Annotated in this window: 26 protein-coding genes; 12 read left to right on the top strand and 14 right to left on the bottom strand. The window is 52.1% G+C overall.

What is annotated here, in order from left to right; all coding sequences use genetic code 11:
* Positions 1-44 precede the first annotated feature (44 nt).
* The 10 genes from C4F37_RS01355 to rlmC all read left to right on the top strand — a co-directional run bounded on the left by C4F37_RS01355 (position 45) and on the right by rlmC (position 8,776).
* A complete protein-coding gene (locus tag C4F37_RS01355; RefSeq protein WP_001201570.1) occupies positions 45-332 on the top strand; it encodes a DUF1418 family protein in 288 nt (95 codons plus the stop codon).
* Positions 316-1,038 carry a nitroreductase NfsA gene (nfsA, locus tag C4F37_RS01350; RefSeq protein ID WP_000189165.1) on the top strand — a complete coding sequence of 241 codons (723 nt, stop codon included), beginning with the start codon at positions 316-318 and terminating at the stop codon, positions 1,036-1,038. Before C4F37_RS01355 ends, nfsA begins: the two co-directional genes overlap by 17 nt.
* Before the next feature lie 60 nt (positions 1,039-1,098).
* Positions 1,099-2,001 carry a 30S ribosomal protein S6--L-glutamate ligase gene (rimK, locus tag C4F37_RS01345; protein WP_001538500.1) on the top strand — a complete coding sequence of 301 codons (903 nt, stop codon included), beginning with the start codon at positions 1,099-1,101 and terminating at the stop codon, positions 1,999-2,001.
* 87 nt (positions 2,002-2,088) lie between these two features.
* The gene (locus tag C4F37_RS01340) at positions 2,089-2,565 is read left to right on the top strand and encodes a YbjN domain-containing protein (RefSeq protein ID WP_000203025.1); all 477 of its coding nucleotides are present in this window, start codon (positions 2,089-2,091) and stop codon (positions 2,563-2,565) included.
* Between the two features lie 349 nt (positions 2,566-2,914).
* Entirely contained in the window at positions 2,915-4,027 is a 1,113-nt protein-coding gene (gene potF, locus C4F37_RS01330) for a spermidine/putrescine ABC transporter substrate-binding protein PotF (protein WP_001538501.1), read from the top strand.
* Positions 4,028-4,121: 94 nt separating this feature from the next.
* Positions 4,122-5,255 carry a putrescine ABC transporter ATP-binding subunit PotG gene (potG, locus tag C4F37_RS01325; RefSeq protein ID WP_000996007.1) on the top strand — a complete coding sequence of 378 codons (1,134 nt, stop codon included), beginning with the start codon at positions 4,122-4,124 and terminating at the stop codon, positions 5,253-5,255.
* A 9-nt stretch (positions 5,256-5,264) separates the two neighbouring features.
* Complete coding sequence (potH, locus tag C4F37_RS01320; protein ID WP_000105434.1) at positions 5,265-6,218, top strand: putrescine ABC transporter permease PotH; 954 nt, start codon at positions 5,265-5,267, stop codon at positions 6,216-6,218.
* On the top strand, positions 6,215-7,060 hold the full coding sequence (gene potI / locus C4F37_RS01315; protein ID WP_001061658.1) for a putrescine ABC transporter permease PotI: 846 nt from the start codon (positions 6,215-6,217) through the stop codon (positions 7,058-7,060). Before potH ends, potI begins: the two co-directional genes overlap by 4 nt.
* A gap of 59 nt (positions 7,061-7,119) precedes the next feature.
* The gene (locus C4F37_RS01310) at positions 7,120-7,608 is read left to right on the top strand and encodes a YbjO family protein (RefSeq protein WP_000389260.1); all 489 of its coding nucleotides are present in this window, start codon (positions 7,120-7,122) and stop codon (positions 7,606-7,608) included.
* A gap of 40 nt (positions 7,609-7,648) precedes the next feature.
* Positions 7,649-8,776 carry a 23S rRNA (uracil(747)-C(5))-methyltransferase RlmC gene (rlmC, locus tag C4F37_RS01305; RefSeq protein WP_001538502.1) on the top strand — a complete coding sequence of 376 codons (1,128 nt, stop codon included), beginning with the start codon at positions 7,649-7,651 and terminating at the stop codon, positions 8,774-8,776.
* A 28-nt stretch (positions 8,777-8,804) separates the two neighbouring features.
* Here the strand turns inward: rlmC and artJ are convergent, their stop codons facing one another.
* The 6 genes from artJ to C4F37_RS01275 all read right to left on the bottom strand — a co-directional run bounded on the left by artJ (position 8,805) and on the right by C4F37_RS01275 (position 13,363).
* Entirely contained in the window at positions 8,805-9,536 is a 732-nt protein-coding gene (gene artJ, locus C4F37_RS01300) for an arginine ABC transporter substrate-binding protein ArtJ (RefSeq protein ID WP_001467833.1), read from the bottom strand.
* 225 nt (positions 9,537-9,761) lie between these two features.
* Complete coding sequence (artM, locus tag C4F37_RS01295) at positions 9,762-10,430, bottom strand: arginine ABC transporter permease ArtM (RefSeq protein WP_000464491.1); 669 nt, start codon at positions 10,428-10,430, stop codon at positions 9,762-9,764.
* Positions 10,430-11,146: an arginine ABC transporter permease ArtQ gene (artQ, locus tag C4F37_RS01290; RefSeq protein ID WP_001001692.1), complete on the bottom strand. Its 717-nt coding sequence runs from the start codon at positions 11,144-11,146 to the stop codon at positions 10,430-10,432. The genes artM and artQ overlap by 1 nt, the downstream gene beginning before the upstream one ends.
* A 6-nt stretch (positions 11,147-11,152) precedes the next feature.
* Positions 11,153-11,884, bottom strand: a complete 732-nt coding sequence (gene artI, locus C4F37_RS01285) for an arginine ABC transporter substrate-binding protein ArtI (protein WP_000756575.1) — start codon at positions 11,882-11,884, stop codon at positions 11,153-11,155.
* Positions 11,885-11,901: 17 nt separating this feature from the next.
* Complete coding sequence (gene artP, locus C4F37_RS01280) at positions 11,902-12,630, bottom strand: arginine ABC transporter ATP-binding protein ArtP (RefSeq protein ID WP_000027205.1); 729 nt, start codon at positions 12,628-12,630, stop codon at positions 11,902-11,904.
* A 217-nt stretch (positions 12,631-12,847) separates the two neighbouring features.
* Entirely contained in the window at positions 12,848-13,363 is a 516-nt protein-coding gene (locus tag C4F37_RS01275; RefSeq protein ID WP_001538503.1) for a lipoprotein, read from the bottom strand.
* Positions 13,364-13,488: 125 nt separating this feature from the next.
* Between C4F37_RS01275 and C4F37_RS01270 the strand changes: the two genes are divergently transcribed.
* The gene (locus C4F37_RS01270; RefSeq protein WP_001160737.1) at positions 13,489-13,812 is read left to right on the top strand and encodes a heavy metal-binding domain-containing protein; all 324 of its coding nucleotides are present in this window, start codon (positions 13,489-13,491) and stop codon (positions 13,810-13,812) included.
* Positions 13,809-14,639, top strand: coding sequence for an N-acetylmuramoyl-L-alanine amidase AmiD (amiD, locus tag C4F37_RS01265; RefSeq protein ID WP_001255186.1), 831 nt, complete (start codon positions 13,809-13,811; stop codon positions 14,637-14,639). The genes C4F37_RS01270 and amiD overlap by 4 nt, the downstream gene beginning before the upstream one ends.
* Here amiD and C4F37_RS01260 read toward each other — a convergent pair.
* The 8 genes from C4F37_RS01260 to aqpZ all read right to left on the bottom strand — a co-directional run bounded on the left by C4F37_RS01260 (position 14,636) and on the right by aqpZ (position 24,769).
* The gene (locus tag C4F37_RS01260; protein WP_001538504.1) at positions 14,636-15,649 is read right to left on the bottom strand and encodes an NAD-dependent epimerase/dehydratase family protein; all 1,014 of its coding nucleotides are present in this window, start codon (positions 15,647-15,649) and stop codon (positions 14,636-14,638) included. The genes amiD and C4F37_RS01260 overlap by 4 nt on opposite strands.
* 98 nt (positions 15,650-15,747) lie before the next feature.
* Entirely contained in the window at positions 15,748-17,178 is a 1,431-nt protein-coding gene (locus C4F37_RS01255; RefSeq protein WP_001538505.1) for an SDR family oxidoreductase, read from the bottom strand.
* Positions 17,179-17,188: 10 nt separating this feature from the next.
* Positions 17,189-18,190 (bottom strand): low-specificity L-threonine aldolase, encoded by a 1,002-nt coding sequence (gene ltaE, locus C4F37_RS01250; RefSeq protein WP_001556872.1) that lies wholly within the window; start codon positions 18,188-18,190, stop codon positions 17,189-17,191.
* A gap of 36 nt (positions 18,191-18,226) precedes the next feature.
* Positions 18,227-19,945 carry a ubiquinone-dependent pyruvate dehydrogenase gene (gene poxB, locus C4F37_RS01245; protein WP_000815372.1) on the bottom strand — a complete coding sequence of 573 codons (1,719 nt, stop codon included), beginning with the start codon at positions 19,943-19,945 and terminating at the stop codon, positions 18,227-18,229.
* 132 nt (positions 19,946-20,077) lie between these two features.
* Positions 20,078-21,046: an NADH oxidoreductase gene (gene hcr / locus C4F37_RS01240; protein WP_000178690.1), complete on the bottom strand. Its 969-nt coding sequence runs from the start codon at positions 21,044-21,046 to the stop codon at positions 20,078-20,080.
* Between the two features lie 11 nt (positions 21,047-21,057).
* The gene (hcp, locus tag C4F37_RS01235) at positions 21,058-22,710 is read right to left on the bottom strand and encodes a hydroxylamine reductase (RefSeq protein ID WP_000458842.1); all 1,653 of its coding nucleotides are present in this window, start codon (positions 22,708-22,710) and stop codon (positions 21,058-21,060) included.
* Between the two features lie 143 nt (positions 22,711-22,853).
* Positions 22,854-23,753 carry an L-lysine exporter LysO gene (lysO, locus tag C4F37_RS01230; RefSeq protein WP_000491135.1) on the bottom strand — a complete coding sequence of 300 codons (900 nt, stop codon included), beginning with the start codon at positions 23,751-23,753 and terminating at the stop codon, positions 22,854-22,856.
* 320 nt (positions 23,754-24,073) lie between these two features.
* Positions 24,074-24,769, bottom strand: coding sequence for an aquaporin Z (gene aqpZ / locus C4F37_RS01220; protein WP_001298299.1), 696 nt, complete (start codon positions 24,767-24,769; stop codon positions 24,074-24,076).
* Positions 24,770-25,123: the final 354 nt, after the last annotated feature.

Raw genomic sequence — 25,123 nt, 5'->3', positions numbered from 1 at the left:
GTGAAAAGTTTTAGACTGAAGGCTCACTTTGCAGAGGGAAGCGTATGCGCGCGATCGGTAAATTGCCTAAAAGCGTGTTGATACTGGAATTTATCGGAATGATGTTGCTGGCGGTGGCGCTGCTGTCGGTAAGCGACTCCCTGTCGCTACCTGAGCCATTTTCTCGGCCAGAAGTGCAGATTCTGATGATTTTTCTCGGTGTTTTGCTCATGATTCCCGCTGCGGTGGTGGTGATTCTTCAGGTGGCAAAACGTCTTGCCCCACAGCTGATGAACCATCCACCGCAATATTCACGTTCAGAAAGAGAAAAAGATAATGACGCCAACCATTGAACTTATTTGTGGCCATCGCTCCATTCGCCATTTCACTGATGAACCCATTTCCGAAGCGCAGCGTGAGGCGATTATTAACAGCGCCCGTGCGACGTCCAGTTCCAGTTTTTTGCAGTGCAGTAGCATTATTCGCATTACCGACAAAGCGTTACGTGAAGAACTGGTGACGCTGACCGGCGGGCAAAAACACGTAGCACAAGCGGCGGAGTTTTGGGTGTTCTGTGCCGACTTTAACCGCCATTTACAGATCTGTCCGGATGCTCAGCTCGGCCTGGCGGAACAACTGTTGCTCGGTGTCGTTGATACGGCAATGATGGCGCAGAATGCATTAACCGCAGCGGAATCGCTGGGATTGGGCGGGGTATATATCGGCGGCCTGCGCAATAATATTGAAGCGGTGACGGAACTGCTGAAATTACCGCAGCATGTTCTGCCGCTGTTTGGGCTGTGCCTTGGCTGGCCTGCGGATAATCCGGATCTTAAGCCGCGTTTACCGGCCTCCATTTTGGTGCATGAAAACAGCTATCAACCGCTGGATAAAGACGCACTGGCGCAGTATGACGAGCAACTGGCGGAATATTACCTCACCCGTGGCAGCAATAATCGCCGGGATACCTGGAGCGATCATATCCGCCGAACAATCATTAAAGAAAGCCGCCCATTTATTCTGGATTATTTGCACAAACAGGGTTGGGCGACGCGCTAAAACTGCCACGTCGATGTATGATACGCGGGCTTTTGACCAGGTCTGACAGAGAGGTGCAGGGTGAAAATTGCCATATTGTCCCGGGATGGAACGCTCTATTCGTGTAAGCGGCTGCGTGAAGTCGCTATACAGCGCGGTCACCTGGTTGAAATTCTTGATCCGCTTTCTTGCTACATGAACATAAATCCTGCGGCGTCTTCTATTCACTACAAAGGCCGCAAGTTACCCCATTTTGACGCAGTGATCCCGCGTATTGGCACCGCCATTACCTTTTATGGGACGGCGGCACTGCGCCAGTTCGAGATGCTGGGGAGCTATCCGCTCAATGAGTCGGTCGCCATTGCCCGGGCGCGTGACAAATTGCGTTCCATGCAACTGCTGGCGCGTCAGGGCATCGACCTGCCTGTCACGGGCATTGCGCATTCGCCGGATGATACCAGCGATTTAATCGACATGGTCGGTGGTGCGCCGCTGGTGGTCAAGCTGGTTGAAGGCACGCAGGGAATTGGTGTCGTGCTGGCGGAGACGCGTCAGGCGGCGGAAAGCGTGATTGACGCTTTCCGCGGTCTGAACGCGCATATTCTGGTGCAGGAATATATCAAAGAGGCGCAAGGGTGCGATATCCGCTGTCTGGTTGTTGGCGATGAAGTAGTCGCTGCGATTGAACGGCGAGCGAAAGAGGGCGATTTTCGTTCCAATTTGCATCGTGGCGGCGCGGCAAGCGTCGCCAGTATCACACCACAGGAGCGTGAAATCGCGATAAAAGCCGCGCGAACGATGGCGCTGGACGTTGCTGGTGTGGATATTCTGCGTGCTAATCGCGGGCCGTTGGTGATGGAAGTGAATGCGTCGCCAGGGCTGGAAGGAATAGAAAAAACCACCGGTATCGACATCGCGGGTAAAATGATCCGCTGGATCGAACGCCACGCTACGACAGAATATTGCCTGAAAACGGGTGGTTAGTCGCAATCACATTACTGATCATGGTTTTGCCTGCGCTTTTTGCGTAAGCTGTGCCGGTCTTTTTATCGGAAGAGGTTGTACAAAATTATGACATCGCTGGTCGTTCCTGGTCTGGATACGTTGCGTCAATGGCTCGATGACCTGGGGATGAGTTTTTTTGAATGTGATAACTGTCAGGCTCTGCATCTGCCCCATATGCAGAATTTCGACGGTGTCTTTGATGCTAAAATCGATCTGATCGATAACACGATCCTGTTTTCTGCCATGGCGGAAGTCCGACCTTCAGCCGTATTGCCGCTGGCGGCGGATTTATCAGCCATCAATGCCAGTTCGCTGACCGTGAAAGCATTTCTTGATATGCAGGATGATAATCTGCCAAAGCTGGTGGTTTGCCAGTCTTTATCCGTTATGCAGGGCGTAACCTATGAGCAGTTTGCATGGTTCGTGCGTCAGAGCGAAGAGCAGATTTCGATGGTCATTCTTGAAGCTAATGCCCATCAACTGCTGTTACCGACTGACGATGAAGGGCAAAATAACGTTACCGAAAACTATTTCCTCCACTGATAACTCCTTTCGAGCACGCAGTCGCTGCCGCAGTGACTGCGTGCCGCAAAATTATCCGCTGTTTTTAACCTTTTATTAAAGATTAATTCACTTCTCTTGTGCCGATTTGGCTTTATCACATAGAGCAAATACGCATAAAAATTTGTTAAATACCGTTTTTTAATCCGAGCTATAGTCTCAAACCCTGGCTAAAGTTATTCTTGCGATGCTTTTATATAGTGAGCAGTGCAGGCCGGGAGAGAGTTCTCTTTTCTTACACCGCGCCGATAAAAATATGCACGTTTATTGCATATCTTTCAGTGTGACAACTTTTGTTCGTTTGTTAACGAATTTTCAGAAGGAAAGAGATATGACCGCCTTAAATAAAAAATGGCTATCGGGTCTGGTTGCGGGGGCTCTGATGGCCGTCTCTGTCAGCACGCTCGCGGCTGAACAAAAAACACTCCACATTTATAACTGGTCTGATTATATCGCCCCGGACACGGTGGCCAACTTTGAAAAAGAAACCGGTATTAAAGTCGTCTACGATGTTTTCGATTCTAACGAAGTACTGGAAGGCAAATTAATGGCGGGGAGCACTGGCTTTGATCTGGTGGTGCCGTCAGCAAGCTTTCTTGAGCGCCAGCTGACAGCGGGAGTTTTCCAGCCGCTGGATAAAAGCAAATTGCCGGAGTGGAAGAATCTCGATCCGGAGCTGCTGAAGTTGGTCGCCAAACACGATCCCGACAATAAATTTGCTATGCCCTATATGTGGGCGACGACCGGGATTGGCTATAACGTCGATAAAGTTAAAGCGGTGTTGGGCGAAAACGCGCCCGTCGATAGCTGGGACTTGATCCTCAAACCTGAAAATCTGGAAAAACTGAAAAGCTGCGGTGTCTCTTTCCTGGATGCGCCAGAAGAAGTGTTTGCTACCGTGCTGAATTATCTCGGCAAAGATCCTAACAGCACTAAAGCGGATGATTACACCGGACCGGCTACCGATCTGCTGTTAAAGCTGCGCCCGAACATTCGTTATTTCCATTCATCCCAATACATCAATGATCTGGCGAATGGTGACATCTGTGTCGCTATTGGCTGGGCGGGCGATGTCTGGCAGGCGTCAAACCGCGCGAAGGAAGCGAAGAATGGCGTGAATGTCTCGTTCTCGATTCCAAAAGAAGGGGCGATGGTGTTCTTTGATGTATTCGCCATGCCTGCGGATGCCAAAAACAAAGACGAAGCCTATCAGTTCCTGAATTACCTGCTGCGTCCTGATGTGGTGGCACATATCTCTGACCATGTGTTCTATGCTAACGCCAATAAAGCAGCCACGCCGCTGGTGAGTGCGGAAGTCCGTGATAACCCGGGTATTTATCCGCCTGCGGATGTTCGTGCGAAGTTGTTCACTCTGAAAGTGCAGGACCCGAAAATCGACCGTGTGCGCACCCGCGCGTGGACCAAAGTGAAGAGCGGAAAATAATCCGCAGCCGTAGATGCCGGACGGGCGCACCACACCCGCCGGCAATTCGCACCATCATGGTGCGCTTGCACACATTCAATGCCGGAGAGCAGCCGTGAATGACGCTATCCCTCGCCCGCAGGCGAAAACCCGTAAGGCGCTGACGCCGCTATTAGAAATCCGTAACCTGACCAAATCCTACGATGGTCAACATGCGGTGGATGATGTCAGCCTGACCATCTACAAAGGTGAAATCTTCGCGCTGCTGGGCGCATCCGGCTGTGGCAAGTCCACGCTGCTGCGTATGCTGGCAGGTTTTGAACAACCTTCTGCCGGGCAGATTATGCTCGATGGCGTCGATTTGTCACAGGTGCCGCCTTACCTGCGCCCCATCAATATGATGTTTCAGTCTTACGCGCTGTTTCCGCATATGACCGTGGAACAGAACATCGCTTTTGGCCTGAAACAGGACAAACTACCGAAAGCGGAAATTGCCAGCCGGGTCAATGAGATGCTTGGGCTGGTGCATATGCAGGAGTTCGCCAAACGCAAACCGCATCAGCTTTCTGGTGGTCAGCGTCAGCGTGTGGCCCTGGCCCGAAGCCTTGCCAAGCGCCCGAAACTATTACTGCTCGATGAGCCGATGGGCGCGCTGGATAAAAAGCTGCGTGACCGGATGCAGCTTGAAGTGGTGGATATTCTGGAGCGCGTCGGTGTGACCTGCGTAATGGTTACTCACGATCAGGAAGAGGCGATGACTATGGCGGGGCGCATCGCCATTATGAATCGTGGGAAATTTGTCCAGATTGGCGAGCCGGAAGAGATCTACGAGCATCCGACCACCCGCTACAGCGCTGAATTTATCGGTTCGGTTAATGTCTTTGAAGGTGTACTCAAAGAGCGTCAGGAAGATGGTCTGGTGCTTTATTCGCCGGGGCTGGTGCATCCACTGAAAGTCGATGCGGATGCTTCAGTGGTTGATAACGTGCCGGTGCATGTGGCGCTTCGCCCGGAAAAAATCATGCTTTGCGAGGAACCGCCCGCCAATGGTTGTAACTTCGCGGTGGGGGAGGTGATACACATTGCCTATCTCGGCGATCTTTCGGTGTATCACGTTCGCCTGAAAAGTGGGCAGATGATTAGCGCCCAGCTACAAAACGCCCATCGCCATCGTAAAGGGTTACCGACCTGGGGCGACGAAGTACGTTTGTGCTGGGAAGTGGACAGCTGTGTGGTGCTGACGGTTTAAGGAGCAAAGATGAGTACACTTGAACCTGCTGCCCAGTCGAAACCGCCGGGCGGATTTAAGCTGTGGTTGTCGCAGCTGCAAATGAAGCATGGGCGCAAACTGGTCATTGCGTTGCCATATATCTGGTTGATCTTGCTGTTTCTGCTGCCATTTCTGATCGTCTTTAAAATAAGCCTGGCGGAGATGGCGCGCGCTATTCCACCTTATACCGAATTGATGGAGTGGGCTGACGGGCAACTTTCTATCACTCTTAATCTCGGTAATTTTCTGCAACTGACTGACGATCCGCTCTATTTTGATGCTTATCTCCAGTCGTTACAGGTGGCGGCGATTTCGACTATTTGCTGTTTACTGATCGGCTATCCGCTGGCGTGGGCGGTGGCGCACAGTAAGCCTTCGACCCGTAATATCTTATTACTACTGGTGATCCTGCCGTCGTGGACCTCGTTTCTGATTCGTGTCTACGCCTGGATGGGAATATTAAAAAACAACGGTGTGCTGAATAATTTTCTGCTGTGGCTGGGGGTTATCGATCAACCGCTGACCATTCTGCATACCAACTTTGCGGTTTATATTGGCATTGTTTACGCCTACGTGCCGTTTATGGTGCTGCCGATTTACACCGCGTTGATTCGTATTGATTATTCGCTGGTAGAAGCGGCACTGGATCTCGGTGCACGACCGCTGAAAACGTTCTTTACTGTGATCGTGCCGCTGACTAAAGGTGGGATTATTGCCGGATCGATGCTGGTGTTTATCCCGGCTGTGGGCGAGTTTGTGATCCCGGAACTGCTCGGTGGCCCGGACAGCATCATGATCGGGCGCGTGCTGTGGCAGGAGTTCTTTAACAACCGCGACTGGCCGGTGGCCTCAGCGGTAGCGATCATCATGTTGCTGCTGCTAATTATGCCGATAATGTGGTTCCACAAACATCAGCAAAAAAGCGTGGGAGAACACGGATGAATAATTTACCGGTGGTTCGTTCGCCCTGGCGGATTGTGATTTTGCTGTTGGGCTTCACCTTTCTCTACGCGCCAATGCTGATGCTTGTTATCTATTCGTTTAACAGCTCGAAGTTAGTGACGGTGTGGGCCGGCTGGTCAACGCGCTGGTATGGCGAATTATTGCGCGATGACGCAATGATGAGTGCGGTTGGTTTAAGTCTGACAATTGCGGCCTGTGCGGCGACGGCGGCGGCGATCCTCGGGACTATTGCGGCGGTCGTGCTGGTGCGCTTTGGCAGGTTTCGCGGATCAAATGGTTTTGCCTTCATGATCACCGCACCGCTGGTAATGCCAGATGTCATCACGGGTTTGTCGCTGTTGTTGTTATTCGTCGCGCTTGCTCATGCTATTGGCTGGCCTGCGGACCGCGGTATGCTCACCATCTGGCTGGCGCATGTCACTTTCTGTACGGCTTATGTGGCAGTCGTTATTTCGTCGCGTCTGCGGGAACTGGATCGCTCGATAGAAGAAGCCGCGATGGATCTCGGTGCGACGCCGCTGAAAGTGTTTTTTGTCATTACGCTACCGATGATCATGCCCGCGATCATTTCTGGCTGGTTACTGGCTTTTACTTTGTCGCTTGATGATCTGGTGATCGCCAGCTTTGTTTCCGGGCCGGGAGCCACCACTTTACCGATGCTGGTCTTTTCCAGCGTGCGGATGGGGGTGAATCCGGAAATCAACGCCCTGGCAACATTGATCCTCGGCGCGGTCGGAATTGTCGGATTTATCGCCTGGTATCTGATGGCGCGCGCAGAAAAACAGCGGATACGCGACATCCAGCGTGCAAGACGTGGCTGAAGACACTAAAATTTGCCAACCTGGCTACATAATGCCGCGCATGTCGCGGCATTGTTTTCATGGAAGACGAAACGTTGGGATTTTTTAAGAAAACATCTTCATCTCATGCTCGCCTGAATGTGCCTGCGCTGGTGCAGGTGGCGGCGCTCGCCATTATTATGATCCGTGGCCTCGACGTGCTGATGATTTTTAATACGCTGGGCGTGCGCGGTATTGGCGAGTTCATTCATCGCAGCGTACAAACCTGGAGTTTAACGCTGGTCTTTTTGAGCAGTCTGGTGCTGGTTTTCATTGAGATCTGGTGTGCGTTTTCACTGGTGAAAGGGCGTCGCTGGGCGCGCTGGCTGTATCTGTTGACACAAATCACAGCCGCAAGTTACTTGTGGGCGGCCTCGCTGGGGTATGGTTATCCGGAGCTGTTCAGCATTCCCGGTGAATCAAAACGTGAAATCTTCCATAGCCTGATGCTGCAGAAGCTGCCGGATATGCTCATCCTGATGCTGCTGTTCGTTCCCTCGACTAGTCGGCGGTTCTTCCAGTTGCAATAATGTGTATAATCGTCGCCCCTGATGATGTGAAGGTCAATGTATGCAGTGCGCACTTTACGACGCGGGTCGCTGTCGTTCCTGTCAGTGGATAACGCAGCCGATTCCAGAGCAACTCTCCGCTAAAACCGTCGATCTTAAAAATCTGCTCGCCGATTTTCCGGTTGAGGAATGGTGTGCGCCGGTGTCAGGCCCGGAACAAGGGTTTCGTAATAAAGCCAAAATGGTGGTGAGTGGTAGCGTTGAAAAACCACTGCTCGGTATGCTGCATCGAGATGGTACACCGGAAGACCTTTGTGACTGCCCGCTTTATCCAGCCTCATTTGCGCCCGTTTTTGCGGCGCTAAAACCGTTTATCGCCCGTGCGGGGTTAACGCCCTACAACGTGGCGCGTAAACGTGGTGAACTGAAATACATTCTGCTGACTGAAAGCCAGAGCGATGGCGGCATGATGCTGCGTTTTGTACTGCGTTCTGATACCAAACTGACGCAACTGCGTAAGGCGCTGCCGTGGTTACAGGAACAATTACCGCAGCTGAAAGTTATTACCGTCAATATTCAGCCGGTACATATGGCGATTATGGAAGGGGAGACGGAGATCTACCTGACCGAACAACAGGCACTGGCAGAGCGTTTTAATGACGTACCGCTGTGGATCCGTCCGCAAAGTTTCTTCCAGACTAATCCGGCGGTCGCCAGCCAGCTGTACGCCACCGCGCGCGACTGGGTACGACAGCTGCCGGTTAAACATATGTGGGATCTGTTCTGCGGTGTGGGTGGCTTTGGTTTACACTGCGCGACGCCTGACATGCAGTTAACCGGGATCGAAATTGCACCAGAGGCCATTGCCTGTGCGAAGCAGTCAGCCGCTGAACTGGGCTTAACGCGTTTGCAATTTCAGGCGCTGGACTCCACTCAGTTTGCCACCGCCCAGGGGGAAGTGCCGGAGCTGGTGCTGGTTAACCCGCCGCGCCGCGGCATTGGTAAACCGCTGTGTGATTATCTCTCAACGATGGCACCGCGTTTTATTATCTACTCCAGCTGTAACGCCCAAACCATGGCGAAAGATATCCGCGAACTGCCTGGGTTTCGCATCGAACGGGTACAGCTTTTTGATATGTTCCCGCACACTGCGCATTACGAAGTGCTGATACTGCTGGTGAAGCAATAAAAAAGCCGCAGGTGCGGCTTTCTGAATCTTACTGTGGGAACCACTGGTCATTGATTTTCTGATATGTACCGTCAGCTTTAATTGCTGCCAGCGCGTTATTCAGTTTTTCCAGCAGAGCTTTGTTATCCGGACGTACAGCGATACCCAGGCCGGTGCCGAAGTATTGCGGATCGGTCACTTTTTCAGTAGCAACGCCCAGTTGCGGATTGGTTTTCAGCCATTCGTTTACCACTGCGGTGTCACCAAATACGCCATCAATACGGCCATTTTTCAGATCGATAAAGGCATTCTGATAACTGTCATAGGAGACAGTTTTCACTTCCGGGTGCTGATCCTGAATATATTTCTGGTGCGTGGTGCCGTTTTCCATCCCAATACGTTTGCCTTTCAGATCGGCAAACGTTTTGTAGGTATCTTTTTTGGCAATCACGACGGCTGAGTTTTCGTAGTAGGGCGTGGTAAACGATACCTGTTTGCTACGCTCCGGCGTGATATCCATTCCGGAGATTACGGCGTCATATTTTCTGAATTTCAGTGACGGGATCAGGCTGTCGAACGCGTGATTAGTAAAAGTACATTCTGCCTGCATTTGTTTGCACAAGGCTTTTGCCAGGTCGATATCAAAGCCGACAATCTCATTATTAGCACCTATAGATTCAAAGGGTGGATAGGTGGCTGAAACGCCAAAATTGATTTTCTCTGCGGCAGAAGCACCGAAAGTAAAGGAAGTAAGTAATGCGGCAAGAACTAACTTTTTCATGATGGAACTCCCGTCTGTCAATCTTATGATTTTTGGCCGTGTCTGCGGCATGGGATAACAATGCCATTAAGTGAATTTATATGCAATAAATATGAGTAAATAATTTATATGAAATAAAAAAAGACGGACAGATTAGTGGGTTGCCCGTCTTCATAATAAGAATTTATGCACTATGTAGGCCGGATAAGGCGTCCACGCCGCATCCGGCATCAGCATGCAGCTACATTAATTCCGCCGTTCGAATGCCAGTGCTTTACGCTCGATCAGACGCATCATCAGCGTCAGCAGGCCGTTGACGACCAGGTAAATAATCCCCGCCGCGCCAAATACCATTACATCGTAGGTGCGTCCGTACAACAACTGGCTGTATCCCATCACTTCCATCAGCGTAATGGTGTAAGCCAGAGAGGTACTTTTGAACACCAGCACCACTTCGTTGGAATAAGAAGAGAGCGAGCGTTTAAACGCGTACGGCAGCAGGATCGCCAGCGTATCTTTTTTGCTCATTCCCAGGGCGCTACAGGACTGCCATTGACCTTCCGGGATCGCGCGAATCGCACCGTAAAACAGCTGCGTGGTGTACGCCGCACTGTTCAGCGACAACGCAATCAGCGCACATAACCACGGTTCTGACAACAAATGCCACAGTGCCGGATACTCCTGCAACGTTGGGAACTGGCCCGGTCCGTAATAAATCAGGAAGATCTGCACCAGCAGCGGCGTACCGGTAAACAGCGTGATATAGCCCCGCACCAGCCACACCAGCACCGGCGTTTTCAGCGTCAGGATGATGGTAAAAATCAATGCCAGAATCAGTGCCACAATCAGCGAGGCAACGGTTAGCGTCAGGCTGGTGTGCAGCCCTTTCATCAGTTCGGGTAAATACTCAAACATTAGCTGGGCCTCCGCTCAAAACGTGTCGCGCGCAGGTCAATGCGTTTGAGAATGTACTGACTGAGCAGGGTGATCACCAGGTAAATCACCGCCGCCACAATGTACCAGGTAAACGGTTCCTGGGTACGGGTAGCGATGCTTTTGGTTTGTAGCATTAAATCATTCACACTAATCAAACTGACCAGCGCGGTATCTTTCAGCAGCACCAGCCACTGGTTACCGAGACCCGGCAGCGCATGACGCCACATCTGCGGCATCACCAGACGGAAAAAGATAGCCGATTTCGACAGCCCCAGCGCCTGACCGGATTCCCACTGACCCACCGGCACCGCTTTTAATGCACCGCGCAGCGTTTGCGAGGCATAGGCGGCATACAGCAGTGACAGAGCGATGACACCACAAAGGAACGGGCTAACGTCGAAGTTCTCAATGTCCATCTGCACCGGGATCTGCACGAACCCAAGATTGATAGTGAAGCCATCCGAAAGCGTCAGCAGCAGCTGCGAGGAGCCAAAATAGATAAACAGCACCACCAGAATTTCTGGCAGGCCACGCAGAATGGTTACCAGCGCTGAACCTGCCCACGCGACAGGACGCCATTTCGCAGACTCCCATACCGCAAAGAACATCGCCAGCGCCAGCCCGACAATCAATGCACAAACGGCAAGGCCGACGGTCATCCCGGCGGCGCTTGCTAAAGGAAAAAATTCATTCATCAGGAATTACTTCTGGAACCATTTGTTGTAGATGGTTTCGTAAGTGCCATCTTTCTTCACTTTTTCCAGCGCAGTGTTGAGTTTCTGCTGCAGTTCAGTGTTGCCCTGGCGTACTGCGATGCCGAGGCCAGTACCGAAGTAATCTTTATCGGTCACTTTATCGCCCACTGCCGCCAGTTTCGGGTTATCTTTCAGCCATTCTGTTACCACTGCGGTGTCACCAAATACGCTGTCGATACGACCGTTTTGCAGATCCAATTTTGCGTTCTGGTAACTGTCATATGGCACGGTAGTGATTTCCGGATGCTTATCCATAATGAACTTCTGGTGTGTCGTCCCGTTCTGAACGCCGACTTTTTTGCCTTTCAGCTGATCAACACTGGTGTATTTGCCTTGCTGACCCACAAACAGGGCAGAGTTGTCATAGTACGGGGTGGTAAACAGCACCTGCTTTTCACGCTCCGGAGTGATATCCATGCCCGCCATCACTGCTTCTACGCGACGGAATTTCAGGCTTGGGATCAGGCTGTCAAACGCCTGGTTAGAGAAAGTGCAGGTTGCATCAATCTCTTTACACAATGCCTGCGCCAGGTCGACATCAAAACCAACGATCTGGTTGTTTGCATCAATCGATTCAAACGGAGGATAGGAGGCTTCGGTGGCAAAACGAATGGTTTCGGCTGCTGTGGCGGAAAGACTAAAACCTGCAATTAACGCGGCAATCAGAACTTTTTTCATTGTTGTTATCCCGAATCTTAGTGAGAGAGATAGTTTTTAAATGCTTCGGTTTGCGGCTCGGTAAAGCAGCTCGCGTCGCCTTGTTCTACGATATGACCGTTTTCCATATACACCACTCGGCTGGCGGTTTTACGCGCCACTTCAACTTCGTGGGTGACGATCACCTGGGTAATATTCGTTTCTGCCAGCTCACGAATGATGCTGACGATTTGTGCCGTAATTTCGGGGTCCAGTGCGGCGGTCGGTTCATCGAACAGCAGTACCTGCGGTTCCATCATCAACGCACGGGCAATAGCAACACGCTGCTGCTGACCTCCAGAAAGATGCAGCGGGTAACGATCGCTATAAGGTTTGAGACGCAGACGTTCCAGCAGTTTTTCTGCACGGGCCAGCGCCTGATCTTTACTCAACCCCAGTACACGACAGGGCGCTTCAATCAGGTTTTGCTGCACGGTCAGATGCGGCCACAGGTTGTATTGCTGAAACACCATGCCAACGTTACGACGCAAATCGCGAATCGCTTTGTCAGAGGGGGTTTTGGTGAAATCGAAATGGTTGCCTGCAATGTTGAGCGTACCGGAGCGCGGCATCTCAAGCAGATTGAGTACACGCAGCAGCGAGCTTTTACCCGCGCCGCTGGGGCCAAGTAACACCAGCGTTTCGCCCTGTGGGCAATCCAGCGTGATATCGAACAGCGCCTGATGCGCGCCGTAGAAGCAATTAATGCCGTTTAATTGAATACTCATTGACACTCGTATACTGGCAGTCTGATAGCTATTGAGGTCGAAGATAGTACCTTTGACAGAATAATTATGCAATATTTCTGCTTTAAAAGTTAAAAGCAAAGCGCATTATTCAATAAACATAGCACAAAATAACGGGGGCGGTGGTCGGCGAGCATAAATGTCGGCATTCCTCACGAAATGCCGGACAATTTACGGGGTTTATTGGTTGATCAAGACGTTAGCGATTCTCGATGGATTGACGGAGCGTACCCGCCGTGGCATGAACGCTACCGCCTAAGTAGCGCACATCGTCGATGACCCAACACTGGCCTTCCTGAATCATTAACACTTCATCCTGCCAGCCCTGGTCACCCTGCTTGAGATCCACGCGCAATGGAATGTTACGGGCATCACGATTAGGGATAGTAGATGCACTGGCAACGTGGGCGCTGTCTGGCAAGGTGGTTCGACTGGAGAACGGATCGCTGCTTAACAATTCACGATGACTATTATCGCGGCTGGCATCGCTAAGTAGGGTTGCCAGTTTGTCACTCAAATAGGGGCGCAGAGCGGTAATGTCATTGCTGCGATGTTGAATGTGGTAGTCATAGAACTGTTGAGCCACGCTATCAGGCCCCCCCTGGACACAGGAACCGGTGCGGGGGCCGTTATCTTTATAAGCTGGCGTGACGGTGGTACAGGCACTGAGTAGCAGTGCGCAAGGGATAAGCATGGTCAATTTGCTATAGCGCATGATGATTTCCTTATAAGCGAACACCTTGAAAGCGTTCTACGATAATAATGATATCCTTTCAATAATAGCGTATCAGTCCGATAATGCTTTGAAGATCGAAGGCTTAGCAAACAAGGAGATCGATCATGCAATTTTCTACAACCCCAACTCTGGAAGGCCAGACCATCGTTGAATATTGCGGTGTGGTGACTGGCGAAGCGATTTTAGGCGCGAATATTTTCCGTGATTTCTTTGCCGGTATCCGCGATATCGTTGGCGGACGCTCCGGTGCCTACGAAAAAGAACTGCGTAAAGCGCGGGAGATTGCCTTTGAGGAGCTCGGCTCCCAGGCGCGAGCGCTGGGGGCTGATGCCGTCGTCGGTATTGATATCGACTACGAAACGGTCGGGCAAAACGGCAGTATGCTGATGGTTAGCGTCAGCGGTACGGCGGTGAAAACGCGTCGATGAGAAGAGTCTTCTGGCTGGTCGCTGCCGCTCTGTTACTGGCAGGGTGCACAGGCGAAAAAGGCATTGTCGAGAAAGAGGGATATCAGCTTGATACCCGACGCCAGGCGCAGGCGGCGTATCCGCGCATTAAAGTGCTGGTGATCCACTACACCGCAGATGATTTTGATAGCTCGCTGGCGACACTGACCGATAAGCAGGTCAGCTCGCATTATCTGGTCCCTGCGGTGCCACCGCGATACAACGGTAAACCGCGCATCTGGCAACTGGTGCCGGAACAAGAACTGGCCTGGCATGCGGGGATTAGCGCCTGGCGCGGGGCAACGCGCCTTAACGACACCTCTATTGGTATTGAGCTGGAAAATCGTGGCTGGCAGAAATCGGCGGGGGTGAAATATTTTGCCCCGTTTGAACCGGCACAGATTCAGGCGCTTATTCCGCTGGCGAAAGATATTATTGCCCGTTATCACATCAAGCCGGAAAACGTAGTAGCACATGCGGATATTGCGCCGCAGCGCAAAGACGATCCGGGGCCATTATTTCCCTGGCAGCAACTGGCACAGCAGGGGATTGGTGCCTGGCCGGATGCGCAGCGGGTGAACTTTTACCTTGCCGGGCGCGCGCCACACACACCGGTAGAGACCGCGTCATTGCTGGAGCTTTTGGCGCGTTATGGTTATGACGTAAAGCCTGATATGACTCCGCGCGAGCAGCGGCGCGTGATTATGGCGTTCCAGATGCATTTCCGCCCGACGTTATATAACGGCGAAGCGGATGCAGAAACTCAGGCGATTGCCGAAGCGTTGCTGGAGAAATACGGGCAGGATTAGCGCGGCAGTTTTCCGTGGTCGCGTAGCCAGGCGGCAGTTTTCTCGATACCTTCATCCAGGGTGAGGACTGGCTGATAACCTAACTCTCCCTGCGCACGCGTAATATCCAGCGTAAAGTCAAAATTCAACTTGGAGACGCCGTAGTGGGTCAGCGGCGGCTCTTTAGCTGACTTGCGACCTAAACGCTCCATGCTGCGGGCGATCATATCCAGCATCGGGTAAGGAACCGAACGAATACGACAGTCAATATTCAACTCGTCGATCAGCTTCTGCACGATGCTGCGCAGTGTGCGATGCTCGCCGTTGGTGATGTTGTACACACGCCCGGAAGGTAGCTTATCGCACGCTTCCTGGCTTGCCAGCCACATGGCGTGCACGGCATTTTCATAGTAGGTCATATCGACCAGCGCACTGCCGCCATGCGGTAACAGAATACTGCCGTAGTGATGCATCATATGCGCCAGACGGGGGATAAAGACTTTATCGTGCGGTCCGAACAGACTTTGTGGGCGCAGAATAGTAAAGCGCGTTTGTGGATTCGCCTGCGAAAGCATATTGATCACTTCTTCACTGGCTGCTTTGCTGCGGGCAAACTCGTTGGCGAAGCGGTGAGGGCGAAAATCTTCTTTAATATCGCGATGGTGGTGATAATCGAAGTACAGGGAGGGAGAAGAGATATGAATAAAGTTACGCACACCCCAGGCGACAGCCCATTCACCCAGGCGGCGAGTGGCGCGAACGTTAGCCAGATCGAAAGCCTGTTGTGTCCCCCAGGGCGAGGTAAAGCTGGAGCAGTGCCACAGCGTATCAATGCCCGCGAGCATCACTTTAGCTTGTGATGAGACCAGCTCGGTCAGATCCGCCGGAACAAACTCTGCGCCCATTTTTTCCAGCAATTTACCCATTGCCTCATTGCGACCGGTCGCTCGCACGCTGATGCCTTTCTGGCATAAAAACTCTACCGCGTTTCGACCTAAGCCGCTGGTGGCGCCGGTAACCAGTACCTTCATATCAATCCACTGTTGTTGAGAAAATGACGTGCGCATTCTTCCGTGATTTCCCCCTTGATGCAATGGGAAACATGAAAGAATAACGCAGGTTTTGTCGATTAATCTGTGCTTTGTTCTGCCAGTCTGGCGATTCGTTTTGCCATTCCGCGAAAAATAAACAGATGCGCGGGGATCATCAATAACCAGTAAAACAGCCCCGGCATACCGTGCGGATGCCAGAAAGCACGGACATCAATAGTACGATAGTCGCCTTTATCTTCCAGGGTAAAACACAGTCGTCCCAGCCCCGGCGCTTTCATGCCAAATAACAACGTAAGTTGTTTTTCCGGTTCAACGACAATCACTTTCCAGCTATCCACCGCATCGCCGGTCTGTAAATATTCGCGCTCCGGGCGGCCTTTCGCCAGCTTATGACCGATCGCAAGGTCCATCAACGCCCGTGTCTGCCACAAAATATTGCCAAAGAAATAACGCTCTTTACCGCCGATTTGATTGACCACCCGCCATAGCGCCTGAAGGCTGGCAGACGTTTTAACGGTAAACCCCGCCTGTTTGGCAAAATAACCGTATTCTGGTCGCCAGCGAGCAAAAGCCTGCGCGTCATATCCCCAGTCGCTGGAGTTGACCAGTTTTTCTTCCTCTTTCAACGTGCTACGTACCGCGTCATCGAAAGCGATCAGCCGTTGTGGGATGAGCGCACGTAGCGCGGTGTCATCCGCCAGCAGATCGTGTTTCAGCCCCTGAATCAACGCCCTGGCGGTGGTGGGCGGTACTGAAGTAATCACATTAAGAAACCACACCGAAATCCAGCGGGTGGGGAGGGGGATGGGGAGCAACCAGCGGCGCTTACCGCTCACCGCCATAAAATGTTCAAACTGTTGCTGATAACTGAGCACTTCTGGTCCGGCGGCTTCGAAGATGCGATGTTCGCAGGCCGGATGATCTAACAGCGCCACCAGATAGTGCAGCAAGTTTTCCAGCGCGATGGGCGTGGTGCGTGAACGAACCCAGCGTGGCGGCGTTAACACGGGCAAGTTGTAAACCATATCGCGCATGACTTCGAATGCCGCTGAACCCGCGCCAACGATAATTCCGGCACGTAGTTCGGTCACCGGGACACCCGCTTCACGTAAAATATCCGCCGTGGCCTGACGAGCACGCAGATGATCAGATTGTTCATGAGGCGGCGCCTGCAATGAACTGAGAAAGATTAATTGCTTTACCGGTACTTCGCGTAGCGCATCGCGGACGTTGAGAGCCACCTGGCGCTCCTGAGCGATAAAATCACCGCCTTCGCCCATGCTGTGCACCAGAAAATAGACAGTATCAATATTCTGCAACAGGGCCGGAAGGTTATCCGGCCAGTTGAGATCGACTTTATGGCAACTGACATTAGCCAGTTGCAGTTTTGCAAGTCTGTCGACATGACGTGCCGCCGCCAGGATCTGATGCCCTTGCTGGCTGAGCGTGCGCACCAGATGCTGACCAATGTAGCCACTGGCACCGAGAACTAAAATGCGTTGCGGCACGTCTCTCTCCTTAACGCGCCAGGAACGCATGCCAGTGGGCGGCAACTTCCGCCAGTTGTTCACGCGAGACGTCAAGATGGGTCACCAGGCGGACAATCGGCGAGGCGTTAATCAGCACGTTTCTCGCTTTCATGTATTCGCCTAACGCGGCAGCATTTTCTTCCCCGACGCGAACAAACAGCATATTGGTGTCCTGACGCATCACATCCGCGCCTGCTTCACGCAACTGCTCCGCCATCCAGGTGGCATTGTCGTGGTCTTCCTGCAAACGTGCGACGTTATTTTTCAGGGCATACATCCCGGCGGCAGCCAGAATGCCGGACTGGCGCATCCCGCCACCTGTCATTTTCCGCCAGCGAATGGCACGTTTAATGTAATCACGATTACCGACGAGTAATGAACCGACTGGCGTCCCAAGACCTTTCGACAGGCAAATGGTGAACGAGTCACAATATTGCGTGATCTCTTTCAGTTCGCAGCCGTAAGCCACCACGGCATTAAAAATGCGCGCGCCGTCAACGTGCAGCGCCAGATTGCGCTCGCGGGTAAATTCCCATGCTTCTTTCAGGTATTCACGCGGCAGCACTTTGCCGTTGTGGGTGTTTTCCAGACTGAGTAATTTGGTGCGGGCGAAATGGATATCGTCAGGTTTGATTTTCATCGCCACTTTATCCAGTGGTAGCGTGCCGTCGGCAGCTGCGTCGATGGGTTGCGGCTGAATACTGCCCAGCACTGCTGCGCCACCGGCTTCAAACAGATAGTTATGCGCGGCCTGACCGACGATATACTCTTCGCCGCGTTCGCAGTGACTGAGCAGAGCGACCAGGTTGGCCTGAGTGCCGGTCGGCAGAAAAATGGCGGCTTCTTTACCGGAAAGCTCTGCTGCATAGTCCTGCAGAGCATTAACGGTAGGGTCGTCTCCGTAAACGTCGTCCCCAACCGGGGCGGCCATCATCGCTTCGAGCATGGCGCGGCTCGGTCGGGTAACGGTATCACTGCGTAAATCAATCATGGCATGTCCTTATTATGACGGGAAATGCCACCCTTTTTACCTTAGCCAGTTCGTTTTCGCCAGTTCGATCACTTCATCACCGCGCCCGCTGATGATTGCGCGCAGCATATACAGGCTGAAACCTTTGGCCTGTTCGAGTTTGATCTGCGGTGGAATGGCTAATTCTTCTTTGGCGACCACCACATCCACCAACACCGGACCGTCGATGGAGAAGGCGCGTTGCAGAGCTTCATCGATTTCAGACGCTTTTTCTACACGAATACCCGTAATGCCGCAGGCTTCGGCAATTCGGGCAAAGTTGGTGTCGTGTAGTTCGGTGCCGTCAGTCAAATAGCCACCAGCTTTCATCTCCATCGCCACAAAGCCCAGCACGCTGTTATTAAAGACGATAATTTTCACTGGCAGCTTCATCTGCACTACCGAGAGGAAATCGCCCATCAACATGCTAAAACCGCCATCGCCGCACATGGCGACCACCTGGCGTTCTGGCTCGGTTGCCTGCGCGCCCAGCGCCTGCGGCATGGCGTTAGCCATCGAACCATGGTTAAACGAACCTAACAGGCGACGCTTGCCGTTCATTTTTAGATAACGTGCCGCCCACACCGTTGGCGTACCAACGTCACAGGTGAAAATAGCGTCATCGGCGGCAAAATGACTAATTTGCTGCGCCAGATATTGCGGGTGAATGGCTTTCTCGCTCGGTTTAGCTAAATCGTCCAGCCCTTTGCGGGCGTCGCGGTAATCTTCCAGCGCCTTATCCAGAAAATTGCGTTCGGTTTTTTCTTCCACCAGTGGCAGCAATGCGCGCAGGGTTGATTTGATATCGCCGACCAGCGCCATATCTACCTTGCTATGCGCGCCGATGCTGGCTGGGTTGATATCAATCTGAATAATTTTGGCATCGGTCGGGTAGAACGCACGGTAGGGAAACTGAGTACCGAGCAGCACTAACGTATCGGCGTTCATCATGGTATGGAAACCTGACGAAAAGCCGATTAATCCCGTCATTCCAACATCATATGGATTATCGTATTCGACATGTTCTTTACCGCGCAGGGCATGAACTATAGGCGCTTTAATTTTCCCGGCAAACTCAACTAACTCTTTATGCGCCCCCGCACAGCCGCTGCCACACATCAGGGCGATATTGCTGGAATAACGCAGCAGTTGCGCCAGTTTGCGTAACTCTTCTTCTTCCGGTGTTACTACCGGCTGTGGCGCATGATACCAGTGGGTAGTTGCCCCTTCTGGCGCAGGTTTTAACGCCACATCGCCCGGTAACACAACAACGGAAACGCCACGGTTAAGCACCGCTTTGCGCATAGCAATTGCCAGCACTTGTGGGATCTGCTCTGGGCTGGAAACCAGCTCGCAATAGTGACTACATTCGCGGAATAGCTCTTGTGGGTGGGTTTCCTGGAAATAGCCGCTGCCAATTTCGCTGGAGGGAATATGAGCGGCAATCGCCAGTACCGGAACGTGATTGCGGTGGCAATCGAACAGGCCGTTGATTAAGTGCAGGTTGCCGGGACCGCACGATCCGGCACAGACCGCCAGTTCTCCGCTAAGTTGTGCTTCAGCGCCAGCGGCAAATGCCGCCACTTCTTCATGCCGGGTGGACATCCACTCGATGGTGCCCATGCGATTAAGACTGTCACTAAGACCGTTCAGAGAGTCGCCCGTGACTCCCCAGATGCGTTTCACGCCTGCCGATTCGAGTGTTTTGGCGATATAAGCTGCAACCGTTTGTTTCATGGTTCTCCATCTCCTGAATGTGATAACGGTAACAAGTTTAGTTCATCTGACGGAGGGGGAAGGGATGGGAGAAAAAGGAGGCACTAACGGTTAAATAGCCCGATGAAAGGAATATCATCGGGCATCAGGCGATTATGCGAGAACCAAATCCCCCTGCGGATGGCAGGAGCAGGCCAGTACGTAACCTTCAGCGATTTCGGCGTCGGTCAGCGTCATTGTGCTGCTCACCGTATATTCACCGGAAATCACTTTCGTCTTGCAGCAGCCGCAAACACCCGCACGGCAGGCGGCGACAACCGGAACGTTATTGCTTTCCAGCGCCTCCAGTAGCGTGGTGCCAACCGGAGCGTAAAATTCTCGTGCCGGTTGCAGTTTGGTGAATTTCAGACCGCTGGTCGCCGCTTCCGCTACTGGGGTGAAGAATTTCTCTTTAAAGAAACGCGTCACGCCGAGCGCTTTCACTTCCTGCTCTACCCAATCCATATATGGAGCAGGGCCACAGGTCATCACGGTACGTGAGGCTAAATCAGGGACACCTGCCAGCAGTTCGCGAGTGAGACGACCAGCGATAAAGCCTTCGGTAACGTTATTTTCCGCCACCAGCGTTACCGGATAGTTACGCCACTCATCGGCGAAAATCACATCCTGCGGCGTACGCACGTTGTAGATCACCTGCACATCGGCCTGTGGACGGTTCTTCGCCAGCCAGCGACGCATCGACATAATCGGCGTAACGCCGCAGCCTGCCGCCAGCAACAGGAATTTATCTTCTGCTTTATCGTCGCAGGTAAATTCCCCCATCGCGTCCGAAAGCCAGAGATAATCACCGCGTTTTACATCGCGCGTCAGCCACCGGGAGCCGACACCGTCATCAATCCGCCGCACGGTCAGGGTGATGTATTCACTCACGCCTGGCGTGGAGGAAATGGTGTAAGCACGCAGCGTTTCCGCTGAGTTACGCACGCTGACCAGCGCATATTGCCCGGCGCGATACGGGTAGTAATCGTGGCAAATCAGGGAAATCGTCCACACATCCGGCGTTTCTTGCGTAATGTGATGAACCTGCATCCGCCACGGGCATTGATTCGTTGGCATCGTCATCGACAAACTCCTTACGCGCTCAACAGTTGCTTCATGTCTTCTTCAACAGTGGTGATAGAACGCAGGCCGAATTTCTCGTTCAGCACCGCCAGCAGGTCTGGTGTCAGGAAACCAGGTGCAGTCGGGCCGGTGACGATATTTTTCACACCCAGAGAAAGCAGCGTCAGCAGAATGACAATCGCTTTCTGTTCAAACCAGGAGAGCACCAGCGACAGCGGCAGATCGTTGACTCCGCAGCCCAGTTTCTCTGCCAGCGTTACCGCCAGAATAATTGCTGAGTAAGCATCGTTACACTGACCAGCATCTACCAGACGCGGCAGACCTTCGATATCGCCAAACTCAAGTTTATTAAAGCGATATTTACCGCAAGCGAGGGTCAGGATCAGGCAGTCATCCGGCACGCTGGTGGCGAAATCGGTGAAGTAGTGACGCTCGCCGCGTGCGCCGTCACAGCCGCCAAGCAGGAAGATATGACGCAGTTTTTCACGGCTCACCAGATCAATCAGCGTATCGGCTGCGCCAAGCAGTGTCTGGCGACCAAAGCCCACGGTGATCAGGTGCGGAATTTCGCTGTACGGGAAGCCCGCCATCTGTTGCGCCTGGGCAATGACTGCAGAGAAATCTTCGCCATCCAGATGACGCACACCCGGCCAGCCAACGATGCTGCGGGTCCAGATACGATCGTCATAAGCGCCTACGGTTGGGTCGATGATGCAGTTCGAGGTCATCACGATGGGGCCTGGGAAACGAGCGAACTCCACTTGCTGATTCTGCCAGCCGCTGCCGTAGTTACCGACCAGATGCTTGAATTTACGCAACTCCGGGTAACCATGCGCAGGCAGCATTTCGCCGTGGGTGTAGACATTAACGCCCGTGCCTTCGGTCTGTTCCAGCAGGTTGTAGAGATCTTTGAGATCGTGACCGGAAATCAGAATGCATTTACCCGCCGTCGCTTTGACGTTGACCTGAGTTGGCGTCGGGTGACCGTATTTACCGGTTTCGCCTGCGTCCAGAATGCTCATCACTTTGAAGTTCATCTGGCCGATTTCCATTGAACACTCAAGAAGCGCGTTCATATCGGCAGGCCAGGTCCCCAGCCACGCCATGATTTTATGGTACTGGGCATAAATATCGTTGTCGTATTGACCGAGAACATGCGCGTGTTCCATATAGGCCGCCGCACCTTTCAGGCCATACAGGCACAGCAGACGCAGGCCGAGAATGTTTTCGCCAATCGCCGCTTTATCTTTGTTAGGGGTAAATTCTGCTGCCTGACGTTGCAGCTCGCCGAGATCGTCGCTCATCAGTTGCAGGTCAGCCATCGGGTTATCGACGCGGGCGTTGGCATCTACAGCCAGGCATTGTGCTTTCAGCGCCTCGCGCAGGGCAATCGCTTCACGAGCGTAGCCGACAATACGCGGAGAATCGAAGTTAACGTTGGTCAGGGTTGAGAAAAAGGCACGTGGCGCAAAGCTGTCTACATCGTGGTTGATGATGCCGTATTCACGTGCTTTCACTGCCCAGGCCGAAAGCCCTTGCAGCGTCGCGATGAGTAAATCCTGAAGGTCAGAGGTTTCCGCCGTTTTACCACACATCCCCTGCGCGTATGAGCAGCCGTTTCCTGCCGGAGTACGGATAGTTTGTTCACATTGCACACAAAACATGATCACACCTTTTAAAGTTATATTTAATATACATGTTTAAGGTTAAGACGCTTAACGCGGGGATAAAAGAGATTTTTAATGCAACTTTAAGGGAGATTGATTTAGCGCAATTTTGGCGGCAGAGATCTACCGCCAGAGAGGTATTATGCAGAGAAAAAGGCGATGAGAATCGGCACTAACAGACTAAGAATAAAACCGTGAACAATCGCCGCCGGGACCATATCCAGCCCGCCTGTACGTTGAAGAACGGGCAGGGTGAAATCCATCGACGTCGCACCGCATAAGCCCAGTGCAGTAGAGCGGCTACGGCGAATCAGCCCAGGGATTAACATAATAGCAATCAGCTCACGGGCCAGATCATTAAAAAACGCCGCGCTCCCGATTACCGGACCAAAAGATTCGGTCAATAAAATACCGGAAAGAGAATACCAGCCGAAACCGGAGGCCATTGCCAGCGCGGTATTGATGGGAAGATCAAGAATAAAGGCGTTAATTAAACCACCAATTAATGAACTGGCAACCACCACCACGGCGACAATCATTCCCCGGCGATTAAGGACAATCTGCTTTAAGGTCATGCCATTATTGCGCAACTGAATACCGACGAGGAAAAGTAGCAGAATTAAGGTGTATTCACTGGCTTCGGTCGCGTGTTGTAAGAAAGCCAGTCCACTCAGACCAATGGCAAAACCAATCACTACTACGCCGCACAGTTTTAGCGACTCCAGCGCCATCGCAATACGCGACGGGAGTTTTTCTTGATGATGGTGGTTGCGCCATGGCAGGCCGCGCTCCAGCCACATCAGGGCGGCAATATTACACAGTAAAATAACGGTAATACTGACGGCAGAATAATGCAGAATTGCCAACAAGTTACTGGCGAGGTTATCGAGAAACGCCAGACTGATACCCATAAAAAAGAGAATAAGGTAAACCATCCAACTTAATAGCTGATTAATAACTCTTAATGCAGCTTTTTGGCGAAGCGGAATGAGGTAACCCACAATCAGGGGAACCAGAATGATTAACAGCCCAGAAAACATGAAAAACCAGTCCTTGCAAAGAAGATTCGAAATGCGCGATGACACACTACTGAAAGCGGAAGGACGAGTAAAGTTGCAATTAAAAGGAAATGTTATGCATCAGAGGGGGATTTTTAATTCTATATGAGTGTTTAGCGTTGTTGCGCTCCTTTCATGTGCAATGCCATATAAAGCCACTGGCGCAGGGAGCGGCCAGTCGCCGCCGCTCCCTGCCCCCCCGGCCTTCGGGGAACGCCTCGGCGATTTTAACGCCACCAACACCCGTGCGGTTTGTAACGTCGAAGATAAAACCACCAGGGCAGACAACATGCCAATGCTAATTAATCGCGTTTTTCCAGTAGAGTCCGGTAAATCAGACCACCGATAATACCGCCGACAATTGGCACCACCCAGAAGAACCACAGTTGTTCTAATGCCCAGCCGCCCTGGAAGATAGCAACCGCAGTACTGCGCGCCGGGTTAACGGAAGTGTTAGTCACCGGAATACTGATTAAGTGAATCAGGGTTAAGGCCAGACCAATGGCAATTGGCGCAAAACCAGCAGGAGCGAATTTGTCAGTTGCGCCGTGGATCACCAGCAGGAAACCTGCACTCAATACCAGTTCAACTACCAGCGCGGAAAGCATGGAATAACCGCCTGGTGAATGCTCGCCATAACCGTTAGAAGCAAAACCGCTGGCTGCCGCGTCAAAACCCGTTTTACCACTGGCAATTAAATACAGCAGCGCCGCCGCAACAATACCGCCGACAACCTGGGCAATTACGTAGCCAACGACTTCTTTTGCCGGGAAACGTCCGCCAGCCCATAAACCAATAGTGACCGCCGGGTTAAAATGACCACCAGAAATATGACCAACAGCAAAGGCCATTGTCAGAACGGTCAGACCGAACGCCAACGCCACGCCGGCAAAACCAATGCCTAATTCCGGGAAGCCTGCGGCCAGTACGGCACTACCACAGCCGCCAAAAACAAGCCAGAAAGTACCAAAACATTCAGCTGCTAATTTTCTGAACATATCCACCTCAATTAAAAATTGACCCTGTGAAAAATATGGTCGTTTTATAGGGTCGTCGTAAAAAAGTGACGACGGAAATAATGCGCGGCTATTTTAAAAACGAAGGCAAATCATTCGCCAGATAAATAAATCCAGTAAATTTGATTTAGGGCAACAGCGGGTTGCCCCATATAGTCATTTGTCTGATTGACAGTGTAGTGCAAGCGAAAGATTTAATCCTTTAGGCGTAATAAAAAATAATTTATCATGCTAATTATTTGATTTTGTTGTTTTTGCAGACTTATCAGCAAGAGGGAGTATAACGCGATTATTCGCTCATTTTTCAGACATTTGCCATGCTTAAATGTGATGTCA

Origin of the sequence: Escherichia sp. R1 (genome assembly GCF_003000935.1) — a bacterium.
Classification (GTDB): Bacteria; Pseudomonadota; Gammaproteobacteria; order Enterobacterales; family Enterobacteriaceae; genus Escherichia; species Escherichia coli.
The sequence above is the reverse complement of the archived record's forward strand: the minus strand, read 5'-3'. Positions and strand labels throughout refer to the sequence as shown.